Below are 12478 nucleotides of genomic sequence, written 5' to 3' on the forward strand. Positions count from 1 at the left end.
TTAACGCACAAACATTGAACAAAAAAAAGATAATCAATGATCCGGTTTACGGATTTATCACAATTAGAAGTGAGCTGATTTTCGACATCATCGATCACCCCTATTTTCAGCGGCTTAGACGAATCAAACAACTCGGCCTAACAGATCTGATTTACCCAGGTGCCCACCATACCCGATTCCATCATGCTTTAGGCGCTAAACACCTGATGGGTGCCACTTTAGAAAACCTTAGAAACAAAGGAGTCGAGATTTCCGATGAAGAATTTGAAGGTGCACTAATTGCCATTCTCCTGCACGACATAGGCCATGGCCCTTTTTCTCATGCCTTGGAGTTTAGTCTACTAGAAGGTGTGCCTCATGAGCAAATCTCTAAAATGATCATTTCTAAATTGAATAAAGAATTCAATGGTCAGCTAGATCTCGCGCTTGAAATCTTCAATGGCACCTACCCTAAGAAATTTCTTTCCGAATTGGTTTCTAGTCAGCTCGACATCGACAGGCTAGATTACCTCAAGAGAGACAGTTTCTTTACAGGCGTTTCAGAAGGAACTATTGGAGCAGACAGAATTATCAAGATGCTCGATGTGCATGAAGGCAGACTCGTGGTAGAAGAAAAAGGAATTTATAGTATAGAGAATTTCTTGAGTGCTAGAAGGCTAATGTATTGGCAAGTTTATTTGCATAAGACCAGTGTAAGTGCTGAAAAAATGCTCATTGCGATCATTAAACGAGCAAGAAAATTAGCAAAAAAGGAAAAGCAACTCTTCTACACACCAGCCTTAGGCGTTTTTCTGAAAGAACAAGTTGGGATTGATCGTTTTGCCAACGAACCAGCCATTTTGGAAGCTTTTCTGCAACTGGACGATTATGATGTTTGGGGAGCCATTAAAGTCTGGGTAAATCATGAAGACCCCATACTATCAAAACTATGTAGGATGCTGCTCGATAGAAGCCTCTTCCGGATTGTTATTTCGAATGAGCCGCCTACAAAAGAAGAAATTAAAGCAGACGAAGCTAAAATTGCTGAAGCTTATCAGCTAGACGCCAAAGATGTCAAGTATTATTTCTCTCATGGCCAATTGTCGAATAGCGCTTATATGGCCTCCGACAAAGAAATCCTAATTCTTTCCAAATCAGGTCAAGTACGAGGGGTAACTGAAGCAGCTGATTTACCAAACATCAAAGCCATGAGTAAAATCGTACGTAAATATTATCGATGCTGGCCAAAAGACATATCTTTGTGACACTCAAAATTTTATGAATGGAAATATCAGTACAGCAAGTTGCGCAACTTCTTGAAGGAAAGGTAGATGGAGACGGAAGTCTGATGGTCAGTCGACTAGAGAAAATTGAAGAAGCTACCGCTGGAAGTATTGCTTTTCTTGCCAACCCAAAGTATACAGATTACATCTATACGACCAAGGCAAGTGCAATAATCGTAAAAGAAGATTTAGAGTTAAAGCAAGAAATCAGCCCAGCACTGATACGAGTTACCGATCCATATTCAAGTTTTTCTAAACTATTGGAAGAATACCAGAAGCTGACCCAAATACAGAAATCAGGAATCGAACAACCCTCTTTTCAAAGCATATCAAGCGAAATTCAAGACGATGTATACCTTGGAGCTTTCTCTTATTTGGGTGAAAATGTAAAAATCGGAAAGGGCTCAAAAATATATCCTAATTGTGTGATTGGCGACAACGTAACGATTGGAGAAAACACCATTTTATATGCTGGAGTAAAGGTATATGCTGATTGTAAAATTGGCAACCACTGTAAAATACATTCTGGCGTAGTGATTGGCAGTGAAGGTTTTGGTTATGCACCACAACCAGATGGTACATTCAAAGCCATCCCTCAGACTGGAAATGTGGTCATTCACGATCATGTAGATATTGGTGCAAATACCGTTGTAGATTGTGCAACGATGGGTTCTACTATTATTAAAGAAGGAGCCAAAATAGACAATCTGGTGCAAATTGCACACAACGTAGAAATAGGAAAGAATACCGCCATAGCATCCCAAGCTGGAATTTCAGGCAGTGCAAAAATTGGTGAAAACGTAATGATTGGAGGACAAGCAGGTATTACAGGCCATTTAACAATTGCCGACAAAGTAATTATTGGACCACAATCTGGTGTTCCGAAATCTATTGAAAATCAAGGAATTTATACTGGAACTCCGATTATGGACCATCGAGAATTCCTTAAGGCAAGTATCGCTTTAAGAAAACTTCCAGAGTTATTAAGAAGAGTCAGCCAACTCGAAAAAAAGGGTTAAATTTGTCGAATTTTTGAGGAGAAAATGAAGAACAAGCAGCATACGATCAAAGAACCGGTAACGGTATCAGGCGTAGGTTTACATACTGGGGTGATTTCAAACATGACCTTTAACCCCGCCCCTGCAAATCACGGAATCAAGTTTCAAAGGATAGACCTAGAAACTCGTCCAATTGTTGATGCAGATGTAGACTATGTCGTTGACCTTTCAAGAGGAACTACCATTGAACATAATGGCGCTAGAATAAATACGGTTGAACACACATTGGCTGCATTGGTTGGTCTAGAAATAGACAATGTGCTTATTCAGTTGGACGGCCCTGAACCTCCAATCATGGATGGTAGTTCTAGAATGTTTATCGATGCGCTTGAAACGGTAGGCTTTGAAGAACAAAATGCCCTCAGAAACTTCTATGAAGTAACAGAAAGCATTCGTTATAAAGACCCAGATAGAGATGTAGAAATTGCAGCATTACCGCTAGATGATTTCCGTGTAACAGTAATGGTGGATTACAATTCTCCCGTATTGGGCAGTCAACACGCGTCACTAAACCACATCAGTGATTTCAAAAAAGAAATCTCTTCAAGTAGAACATTCTGCTTTCTACATGAGTTAGAAATGCTCCACAAAAACAACCTTATCAAAGGTGGCGATTTGAATAATGCCATTGTGGTGGTAGACCGTGTTGTTAAAGAAGATGAACTTGATTATTTGGCTGCGCTTTTTAACAAACCAAAAGTTGAAGTTAGACAAGAAGGTATTCTAAACAATGTTGAGCTTAGACATAAGAACGAACCTGCCAGACATAAACTATTAGATGTTGTGGGTGATTTAGCCTTAATTGGAAGGCCATTGAAAGCTCAAATTTTAGCTGCCAGGCCAGGTCATGCAGCTAATGTAGCTTTTGCTAAGAAAGTGAAAAAAGAGATGCAATTAGCGAAAAATTCAGCTCCACAATACGACCCTAAAGTAGATCCGGTAATGGATATTAACCAGATCATGCAGATTCTACCGCACCGTTACCCATTCCTTTTGATTGATAAAATCATTCATTTGGATGATACGATGGTGGCAGGAATTAAAAACGTAACCATGAATGAACATTTCTTCTTGGGGCATTTCCCTGGTAACCCTGTAATGCCTGGTGTATTGCAAATTGAAGCCATGGCGCAAATCGGTGGGATTTTGGTACTCAACACGGTACCCGATCCAGAAAATTACACTCCTTACTTCCTTGGAATCGACAAATGTAAATTCAGAAAGATGGTAGTCCCAGGAGATACACTTAAATTTAAATGTGAGCTAACGGCCCCTATCAAAAGAGGGATTGCTCAAATGAACGGTACAGCTTACGTAGGTAACACCTTGGTTTGCGAAGCCGCTATGACCGCTAGAATTGTTAAGAATCAATGAACCAGCCTTTAGCATATATTCACCCAGAAGCCAAAATTGCTCGAAATGTGGTGATCGAGCCTTTTGTGACCATAAGTAAAAATGTAACCATTGGTGAAGGCAGTTGGATAGGCCCCAATGTCACCATTATGGAAGGGGCAAGAATTGGCAAGAATGTCAAGATTTTTCCTGGAGCCGTTATTTCAGCAGTTCCTCAAGACTTAAAGTTTGGGGGAGAAGAAACCACCCTTGAAATAGGTGATAACACGGTCATTAGAGAGTGTGTTACACTGAACAGAGGCACGCACGCCACCAATAAAACATCGATAGGTAAAGATTGCTTAGTGATGGCTTACACCCATGTAGCCCACGATTGCCATATTGGTGATAATTGCATTCTTGTTAATGCTGTTCAACTCGCTGGTCACGTGACTATTGAAGACTGGGCTATTATTGGAGGTGCCGCTGCCGTACATCAGTTTGTGAAAATTGGAGCACACACAATGGTTTCAGGTGGTTCTTTAGTTAGAAAAGATGTCCCTCCGTACACAAAAGCAGGACGTGAGCCGCTTAGCTATGCGGGTATCAATTCTGTTGGCCTGAGAAGAAGGGGTTTTGCCAACGAAAAAATAGCCGAAATTCAAGAATTGTATCGTTACATTTTCCTTAAAGGGCTGAACAACTCTAAAGCATTAGACCTTTTGGAACTTGAAATGCCACCTTCAAGAGAAAGAGATGAGATTATCAATTTCTTTAGAAATTCAGATCGAGGAATTATGAAAGGCTATACGGCCAGATAAAATGAGGATTGAGGTTGAAAACCTAGGGAAAAAATATGCGAGGGAATGGATATTCAGGAAGCTGGATATGGAATTCGATTCTCAGTTTTCTTATGCCATTACCGGTCCAAACGGTAGCGGAAAATCAACCTTACTTCAAATTCTTACTGGCGTATTCTTACCCACTGAAGGCATTATTTCCTATTTTAAAAGAGATGAAACCATACTGGAAGAAGACTTCTATAAACATTTAGACATTGTTACTCCCTATTTAGAGTTGATCGAAGAATTTACTCTAGATGAGTTTTTGAAATTTCACTTCCAGTTTAAACAATTATCAGAGGGTGTTTCAATAGATGATTTTATTCAACATGTCTATTTAGAAAAAGACAGAGATAAGCAGCTTCAAAACTTTTCATCTGGCATGAAACAAAGGTTGAAACTTGGATTGGCATTTTATTCACAAAGTCCGATCTGCTTTTTAGATGAGCCCACCTCTAATTTAGATGCGCAAGGTATTGCTTGGTATTTGACCCATGTAAAAAAAGCTTTGGACAAAAAACTGGTTATTATCAGCTCAAACCAGAAATACGAATATGATTTCTGTGACAAAGTCGTTAGCATTCCTGATTTTAAATAAACTTGAGAAAGAATTGAATTCACCTATTTTATAATTATTATTGGTTTTACAATCAAAGAACTATGATCAGAATCAAACACCTCTCATTTCTAATGATCGCAATCTGCGCAATTACCCTATCTTCATGTGGTGGAGGAAGTGGTGGAGGCGGAGACGACACTCCAGCACTTACTGCTGAGGAACAAAGACTTTTAGACTTGGTAGGTACAACTGGTGTTACTTATGTGGCTAGTTCCATCACATTTAATGGAGCAGCGGCCACTGGCTTTGATGACTTCTCCCTAACCTTAAGAGGAACAGCGTCAAGCAAAACTTATTCTACTACCGATGGAGACCCTGTTTTCAAGGCAACAGGATTATGGGCATTCAATGGCACTAACATCAATCAAATTTTAATTGATGGAAACTCTAGTAACACATTTGCTATATCTTCATTTAATGCCACTGCTGGTACGTTTACTTTAACTGTTAATTTTGTAGCCAGCGGAGGAGTAGCCGCAGGAACAGCCAGCACCAATGGTACTTATGTTTTCAACTTGGTGAAACAGTAATATATATATATATATATATATCTCGGTATTAACGATAATAAAAGAGCCGTTTTAGAAATTCTAAAACGGCTCCTTTCATTTAATTCAATGTGGTGATAGACTAGCCCAATGCCACAACACCTGGAAGTTCTTTGCCTTCCATGTATTCCAATAAAGCTCCTCCACCAGTAGAAACATAAGAGACATCGTCTCCATAACCTAAGAGGTTTACCGCTGCTGCAGAGTCGCCACCACCAATCAATGAAAAAGCCCCATTCTTAGTTGCTTCAACAATAGCCTCGGCCACCGCTTTGGTACCGTTGGCAAAATTCTCCATTTCAAAAACACCCATTGGCCCATTCCAAAGTATGGTTTTAGAATCTTTTACTGTACGAGAGAAAACTTCAGCCGCTTGCGGCCCTATATCTAAGCCCATCCAACCAGAAGGAATGGAATTGTTCATACAAATATCGGTGTTGGCATCGTTGTTAAAAGCATCAGCAATTACAGAATCAATAGGTAACATAAGATCAACCCCCAGTGATTTTGCCTTTTGAATCAGCTCTAAAGCAAGTGGTAACTTATCTTCCTCTACCAAAGAGTTACCGATATTCCCACCCATTGCCTTGAAAAATGTGTAAGACATTCCACCACCAATAATAAGGTGATCTACCTTTTCTAACAGCTTTTCAATGATCATGATTTTATCAGAAATTTTTGCTCCGCCCATGATGGCAGTGTATGGCTTTTCTGATTTATCTAATACTTTCTGTGCATTCTCAAGCTCTGCTTGCATTACATACCCACAGCCCTTTTCATTAAAGAATTGAGCAATAATAGAAGTCGAAGCATGCGCTCTGTGAGCTGTTCCGAATGCGTCATTAATATACACATCTCCATGTTCAGCCAATATTTTAGCGAAGTCCGCATCACCTTTAGTTTCCTCTGGGTAGAACCTTAAGTTTTCAAGTAAAAGAATCTCACCACTCTTTAAATTGGCAGATAGTGATTTGGCATGTTCTCCAATGCAATCATCACCAAACAAGACCTTTCTGTCAAATACTTCGCTTAAATGAGGCACCAAGTGCTGTAATGAAAATCTGTCTTCAGGCCCTGTTTTAGGTCTACCCAAATGTGACATTAAAACGACTGCACCTCCATTGTCCAATACATACTGTATGGTTGGAATGGCCGCCCTGATACGGGTATCGTCTGTGATTTCGAATTTATCGTTCAGGGGAACGTTAAAGTCAACTCGAATAAGTGCTCGTTTTCCTTTAAAATCAAAGTCGGTAATGTTCTTCATATTTTCTATGCTTGTTTATTTTGCTGTTGCCCTTCTCAATCGGTCATTAATGGCTCTTCCCAGTCCTAATTCGGGAACAAAACTTACCACAATAATATTGATATTTGGGTTTTGGTCCAATGCACGTAAGCTTCCGAATAAGTTCTTAGCCGCCTCATTCAAGTTTTCACTTTCAGACAATATTATTTGATTCTCAAGTAAGAAACGATGATCTGGTTTATTGAACCTTAAGAACCCACAAGCCGATAGATCGTTCATTCCTTCATCAAAATCTTCTATTGATATTATTTTCTTTTTAGGAGCATAATGGCTTTTCAGCATTCCTGGCGCCTGAGGTTGAGAAGAAGAATGTGAATTTACTTCCACCTTACCGATCACTTGTTCAATTTCTTCAACTGAAATACCGCCCAAGCGAAGTACTTTCGGTACTTCATCTTCAAAACTAACAATGGTAGATTCCACGCCTACCCTGCAATCACCTCCGTCTAAAATATACTCAATTTTATCTCCCAGTTGCTGTTGCACATGCTGGGCAGTAGTAGGGCTGATATAGCCAAAGGGGTTTGCGCTAGGAGCTGCCAAAGGGAAATTAAGGCTTTTCAATAATTCTCTAGTGAGCTCATGACGAGGCATACGAACCGCGACTGTTTCAAGTCCAGCGGTTACCAAATCAGAAATTACCGCTTTCCTTTTCAACAGAATTGTCAATGGCCCAGGCCAAAAGACTTTGGTCAACTGAACAGCTTTATCAGGCAGTTCTTCAGTGAACTCGCTCAATCTTTCAAAACTGTCCACATGAACAATCAGTGGATCGAAAGTGGGTCTATCTTTGGTCTTAAAAATTTTTGCAACGGCATCTATATCAAAGGCATTCCCAGCCAAACCATAAACGGTTTCAGTGGGAATTGCCACTAGGCCTCCTTGTTCTAGAATGGCCTTTGCAACATCAATATCGACCCCAATGGTTGCCACTATTGCATACAGTTTTGGCTGATGGCTTCTGATGCTCCTTCAAAATTTAAGGATTCAGCAGTCGATAAATAACTACAACCATCTGTTCTATTCTCAAGGGCTAATTCGGCAAGGCCTAGCCAATAATAAGCTTCACCATATTGTGGGTTCATTTCGATTGCTTTTTTGAAGTCAAAAATTGCATCGTCTGAATTGTTAATTCTTAATTCAGCCTTTCCTTTATTCAAATAAATCAGTGGGTTATCTGCTTCGAACCTTAAGGCGAATTCAAAATCGAAAAGGGCTCTGTCAAATTCTCCGTATTTAAACAATATGGCGCCTCGGTTTAGGTATAAGTCAGCGACATTTGGCTGAAGTAAAATTGCTTTGTCCAAATCGAGCATTGCTCCTTGGTCATCAGAAAGTAAGCGCCTTGTATTTGACCTATTATAGTAAGCTCTGTAATCAGTGCTATCTATTCTTATAGCTTGATTAAAGGTAGTAACTGATTCATCTAACTGACCAATCCTTAGCAGGGCTACTCCTTTAGCATTTAATGCTATATAATTATTGCTGTTTTTATCAAGTGCTTTGTTAAATGACTTGATGGCTTCGGCATAAGATTCTTGCCCCATTAGATTTCTTCCTTCTTCAACCAGCTGCTCTTCGCTTTTTCCGCAAGAGGATAACACTAATAAAAAAGACAAACAAAGAACTCCCTTAAGTATAGATTTCATATCTGTGATTTAGGCTGCAAAGATACGAGCCACAATTGTTTCTAAAAGAAATTACTCCCTAGTATAAATTATCTTTTGAACTTTAATTTCGCCTCGGTATTCGATTCTAACAATATAGATTCCTGGCGGTATAGGGCTATTTTTAACATCCGTTCCATCCCAAAAAATTTCGTTTTCGCCCTGAAAACCCAGCCCCAAGGCAATTGTTTTCACTAATTTACCATCAGAGTTATACACTCTAGCTCTAACCACATCGGTTTCGGGCAATGTATAATTGATGGCTATATTGTCTGTAAATGGATTAGGAAAGGCATTCTCTACCACTAAACCAGTACCTCTTTGTGTAACAGGCTCTGGAACTACACCCGTAATTTGACTCTCATATAACCCATTCCCATGAGTTGCCACTACTATTTTCCCATCTGACCTACGATAATCAAGCATGTTTACTGGAACGTTGCCAATAGACTGTCCACCTTCTTGCAGCCAAATAGTGCTTTCACCATTAATGGCAGCTGCACTAAAAAGGCCAACACTGGTGGCTAAATAATACTCTGTAAACCCATCCGTCTTAGGTACAATTTCAGCCCAGCGCACTGATGGCCCCCCTCCGAAGCCTGAGGATCCCTCCTCTAAATTCCCCGATATTCCTTCAAATGTTGTTCCACCATCAACAGATCTGAAAACACTTTTCACTTGATAGTTAGAGAAGACAACCATAATTTCATCAACATTGGTAGGGTTAACTGCAATGGAATTTACATAAGCCCCAAAAGGGAAAACATCAGAAGTGATTTCGGTTACAGTATAGTCATCGGAATGTGCGAAATCCATTCTAAACACCTGACCTACTGAGGTTCCATAATAAAGAATATTCTCTTGGTCGGATGAGGTTTCGAGGGCAGAAATAGATCCCGAAGCAATTTCAGTTCTTTCCAGTTTTTCCCAATTTACATCTGTTTTCGTTTGTTCGCCCGAAGGAATTTGGCTCAAATTTCTATTTCTCCATAAAAAATCTCCTCCAGCAAAGAACATCCTATTCCCATTATTATGGTCCAACACATAGGGGTTGATAAAAAGAATAGGTTGAGAAGGGTCTGCTCCAGCACCTGAAGGGTCTACACGAGCAAAAGAAGAAAGTGTGAAGTTTCTATTTAATGTAAGTCGGTACACCTGCCCATTTTGAAAGGAGGTGTAATAGTTAATCCCAAATCTTGTGGAAGCGGCAAAGCCACCATCTCCACCAATCAAACTCACACCATTATTATTAGAGCCAATTGTTGATAGAATACTACCGTTGTCTTGTAAGCCACCAAAAGCAAAGTTATCTGCTGGTGACTGACTCATGTTTATTGTATAGTATTGGGTCGTGATATAGCCATTATTCAGAGGTTCATAAACCACAGGACTGGCCAAGTTATTAGAGGTCTTAAAAATCCCTCCATCGTTGGCCGAGATCATCACATTAGGGTTTGATGGCAAAAAGATCAAGTCATGTTGATCAGGATGATGATTAGGGTAACTGCTATTTCCTTCTACTTCTGGGTTATAGCCTCCTATCCATTTCACATTTCCTTTAGTAGCAAAGCCATCTGTCGATCTGTATATATTGGTTCCTCCAACAAAAACAGTATTTTCATCAGCTGGGTGAACTCGTACAAACAAATCGTATGAGCTTTGGGAGTCAAATGATTCAATTTCTTCATTCGTTCCATCGGGTAAATTAACCGACCTGTCCTCAATGGCACTTGTAGCGTTGTTATATTTAATCAACTTATGTCCCTGACCGGTATCAGAAAGAAAATAAACAATATTTGGATTGCTCAATGAAGCCCCCACTTCGGTTCGTCTATACGGTAACCCCGTGTGAACGATAAACCTTGTCCAATTCAAACCATCGTCAGACTTGTAGATTCCGGCAAGTTGAGAAAAAGCATTAGCCGTATTAGTAGAGCGACTCAGTGTAGCATAGAAAACACCATTATTTGCTCTATACACTTCGGTATAGAATATAGCTGGAACATTATTCAAGTCAACATTATTACCCACTTCGTATAAGGAGTTGCCAAGAACGGTCGCCCAAGTTTGGCCGCCATCAGCTGAGCGTACTACCCCACCATAAATGGCCGCAATAATTTCATCATTGTCACTATTTGGGTTCAAGGTGATGTCCCAAACGTACATAAAAGGCGAGTTAAATTTTTCAGGATTATTTACTTGGGTTGAAGGTAAAGGTTGCCAAGTGAGTCCCCCATCGGTAGATTTATAAATCCCATCTCCTCGAAATGGAGCTCCTGGTGAACGCGTTGAATTCCCGACCAGTTCGCCAGTACCATAATACCAAACATTCCCTTTTCCTGGGCGTGTATCCTGAACGATACAAGTTACACTATGAAGCTCTACGGGCTTCGTAGTTTTTGTCCAGCTTTGCCCCCCGTTCGTAGAACGCCAAACACCTCCAGACACGCCAGCTGCAAGAATTATATTTTCATTAGTGACATCTATGGCCACCGCCCTTGTTCTTCCACCTACATTGTTTGGGCCTAAAGAATTCCATGTCAGTAAACTGGGGGCTTTTTGTGAGTTGGCCCCAGCGGCACTCATTTTCAATCGGTTCTGGTTGGCTTTAAGTTTCAATTCTTGAACGAACTCGCTTTCCATTTCACGAATATTAACTGGAATTTCATCCGTTAAGGGGTTGGCCAACATTTGATGAATATATTCACTTCTCTGCTGTACATTTTCTCTAGAAAAGAACTCTGCCCTAGCAGTAGGAGGCTCAACGACTGTCTCTTTATCTGTCGACTTAGGACTATATAAAAATGCCAAGGCCACAAAGGACCAGAGCACTAAAAGACTCAGAAATAAAGTGATTTTTTGGTTAAACTTCATCAAAGATAAATATAGGGTACTAAAGCAATTTTATTGCACCTGAGCAATACTTTCAGCTAAATAAATTGCTTTGTTTTGGCGTACATACGGAGTAAGGAACCTTCATGACTTATCTTTTCCTTCAGATTACTGAAATGAACCCACTTGAGATCATTTGATTCGTGATTCAATTGTGGAACCGCTCTTTCTGGAGCAACAAGTAAAAAACGAACATCATAATGTTCATGTTCAGGCACTTCCTTCCTTTCTGGAATGGTGTGGATGTCCAAGTCAAAAATCTTAGTTGAGGCAAAGACGAAACCCAAAATTCCAGTCTCTTCTTCGGCTTCTTTTACTGCTACAGCCCTCACGTCTTCATCACCATCGGCATGTCCTCCTGGCTGAAGCCATTTGTTTAGCTTGGCGTGATGCAGCAACAATAAGGAATCTCTTTTATAGTTTAAAATCCAAGCGGAGGCCGTTATATGCCCCATTAACAAAGACCTTTCAAAGCAATTTTTATAATTTCTAAGCAGGCTTTCAAACCTAGGTTTGAAAGCCTGCTCTTCTTTGTATTCAGATTGGTATTCCTTAATTTCTGCCAGGAGTTTTTCTCTAAAATTATACTCCATCCGAAATTACAACATTGGCTTTATTCAACTTCTTTTTCTCCAGCTTACTCACCACTTCGCCTCCGCCAGAATTATCCATGTCTCCCTTTCTCGCTATTACATAGTAAGGAATGGCATCCAGTTTTTTGAAAGTTACTTGGCCCTTATTATTGGTTAGCTGGGCTTCTTGAACTGCATTTATTTCAGCATTATAATCTGCTTCAGACTTATAGATTGTCACTTTAGCTCCTTCCACTATGTTACCAAGTTCATCTAAGATTGTGATCTTAAGTTTGGTGTTGAAAATTTGATCTGGTTCTTCTGAAGGTGTAAAGAAGGTTCCAAAAATCAATGTTAGAGTAATCAATACAGATTTCATA

At 39.9% G+C, this 12478-nt stretch carries 12 protein-coding genes; 6 read left to right on the forward strand and 6 right to left on the reverse strand.

Annotation, left to right across the window (positions count from 1 at the left end; translation table 11 throughout):
* The first annotated feature begins 14 nt into the window (after positions 1-14).
* The 6 genes from VOI17_RS11620 to VOI17_RS11645 all read left to right on the forward strand — a co-directional run bounded on the left by VOI17_RS11620 (position 15) and on the right by VOI17_RS11645 (position 5643).
* Positions 15-1244, forward strand: coding sequence for an HD domain-containing protein (locus VOI17_RS11620; RefSeq protein WP_323757392.1), 1230 nt, complete (start codon positions 15-17; stop codon positions 1242-1244).
* A 17-nt stretch (positions 1245-1261) separates the two neighbouring features.
* Positions 1262-2281: a UDP-3-O-(3-hydroxymyristoyl)glucosamine N-acyltransferase gene (lpxD, locus tag VOI17_RS11625; protein ID WP_323757393.1), complete on the forward strand. Its 1020-nt coding sequence runs from the start codon at positions 1262-1264 to the stop codon at positions 2279-2281.
* Between the two features lie 24 nt (positions 2282-2305).
* Positions 2306-3694 carry a bifunctional UDP-3-O-[3-hydroxymyristoyl] N-acetylglucosamine deacetylase/3-hydroxyacyl-ACP dehydratase gene (locus VOI17_RS11630; RefSeq protein WP_323757394.1) on the forward strand — a complete coding sequence of 463 codons (1389 nt, stop codon included), beginning with the start codon at positions 2306-2308 and terminating at the stop codon, positions 3692-3694.
* Positions 3691-4473, forward strand: coding sequence for an acyl-ACP--UDP-N-acetylglucosamine O-acyltransferase (gene lpxA, locus VOI17_RS11635; protein WP_323757395.1), 783 nt, complete (start codon positions 3691-3693; stop codon positions 4471-4473). The genes VOI17_RS11630 and lpxA overlap by 4 nt, the downstream gene beginning before the upstream one ends.
* A gap of 1 nt (position 4474) precedes the next feature.
* A complete protein-coding gene (locus VOI17_RS11640) occupies positions 4475-5092 on the forward strand; it encodes an ABC transporter ATP-binding protein (protein ID WP_323757396.1) in 618 nt (205 codons plus the stop codon).
* A gap of 62 nt (positions 5093-5154) precedes the next feature.
* Complete coding sequence (locus VOI17_RS11645; RefSeq protein WP_323757397.1) at positions 5155-5643, forward strand: hypothetical protein; 489 nt, start codon at positions 5155-5157, stop codon at positions 5641-5643.
* A 100-nt stretch (positions 5644-5743) separates the two neighbouring features.
* Here the strand turns inward: VOI17_RS11645 and VOI17_RS11650 are convergent, their stop codons facing one another.
* From VOI17_RS11650 to VOI17_RS11675, 6 genes are read right to left on the reverse strand one after another with little or no spacing between them, the layout of a single operon-like run.
* The gene (locus VOI17_RS11650; RefSeq protein ID WP_323757398.1) at positions 5744-6928 is read right to left on the reverse strand and encodes a phosphoglycerate kinase; all 1185 of its coding nucleotides are present in this window, start codon (positions 6926-6928) and stop codon (positions 5744-5746) included.
* Between the two features lie 15 nt (positions 6929-6943).
* Positions 6944-7900 carry an L-threonylcarbamoyladenylate synthase gene (locus tag VOI17_RS11655; RefSeq protein WP_323757399.1) on the reverse strand — a complete coding sequence of 319 codons (957 nt, stop codon included), beginning with the start codon at positions 7898-7900 and terminating at the stop codon, positions 6944-6946.
* Positions 7900-8616 (reverse strand): tetratricopeptide repeat protein, encoded by a 717-nt coding sequence (locus VOI17_RS11660; RefSeq protein WP_323757400.1) that lies wholly within the window; start codon positions 8614-8616, stop codon positions 7900-7902. The genes VOI17_RS11655 and VOI17_RS11660 overlap by 1 nt, the downstream gene beginning before the upstream one ends.
* Positions 8617-8667: 51 nt before the next feature.
* Positions 8668-11508 carry a FlgD immunoglobulin-like domain containing protein gene (locus VOI17_RS11665; RefSeq protein ID WP_323757401.1) on the reverse strand — a complete coding sequence of 947 codons (2841 nt, stop codon included), beginning with the start codon at positions 11506-11508 and terminating at the stop codon, positions 8668-8670.
* Between the two features lie 56 nt (positions 11509-11564).
* Complete coding sequence (locus VOI17_RS11670) at positions 11565-12119, reverse strand: NUDIX hydrolase (protein WP_323757402.1); 555 nt, start codon at positions 12117-12119, stop codon at positions 11565-11567.
* A complete protein-coding gene (locus tag VOI17_RS11675; RefSeq protein WP_323757403.1) occupies positions 12109-12477 on the reverse strand; it encodes a carboxypeptidase regulatory-like domain-containing protein in 369 nt (122 codons plus the stop codon). Before VOI17_RS11675 ends, VOI17_RS11670 begins: the two co-directional genes overlap by 11 nt.
* Between the last annotated feature and the right edge of the window lies 1 nt (position 12478).

Source organism: Roseivirga sp. (genome assembly GCF_034669765.1).
Taxonomy (GTDB): domain Bacteria; phylum Bacteroidota; class Bacteroidia; order Cytophagales; family Cyclobacteriaceae; genus Roseivirga.

What these genes read in the sequence shown, in the direction of transcription:
- lpxD (WP_323757393.1), top strand. Translation starts at nt 1,262, where the DNA reads ATGGAAATATCAGTACAGCAAGTTGCGCAACTTCTTGAAGGAAAGGTA.
- VOI17_RS11630 (WP_323757394.1), top strand. Translation starts at nt 2,306, where the DNA reads ATGAAGAACAAGCAGCATACGATCAAAGAACCGGTAACGGTATCAGGC.
- lpxA (WP_323757395.1), top strand. Translation starts at nt 3,691, where the DNA reads ATGAACCAGCCTTTAGCATATATTCACCCAGAAGCCAAAATTGCTCGA.
- VOI17_RS11640 (WP_323757396.1), top strand. Translation starts at nt 4,475, where the DNA reads ATGAGGATTGAGGTTGAAAACCTAGGGAAAAAATATGCGAGGGAATGG.
- VOI17_RS11645 (WP_323757397.1), top strand. Translation starts at nt 5,155, where the DNA reads ATGATCAGAATCAAACACCTCTCATTTCTAATGATCGCAATCTGCGCA.
- VOI17_RS11650 (WP_323757398.1), bottom strand. Translation starts at nt 6,928, where the DNA reads ATGAAGAACATTACCGACTTTGATTTTAAAGGAAAACGAGCACTTATT.
- VOI17_RS11660 (WP_323757400.1), bottom strand. Translation starts at nt 8,616, where the DNA reads ATGAAATCTATACTTAAGGGAGTTCTTTGTTTGTCTTTTTTATTAGTG.
- VOI17_RS11665 (WP_323757401.1), bottom strand. Translation starts at nt 11,508, where the DNA reads ATGAAGTTTAACCAAAAAATCACTTTATTTCTGAGTCTTTTAGTGCTC.
- VOI17_RS11670 (WP_323757402.1), bottom strand. Translation starts at nt 12,119, where the DNA reads ATGGAGTATAATTTTAGAGAAAAACTCCTGGCAGAAATTAAGGAATAC.
- VOI17_RS11675 (WP_323757403.1), bottom strand. Translation starts at nt 12,477, where the DNA reads ATGAAATCTGTATTGATTACTCTAACATTGATTTTTGGAACCTTCTTT.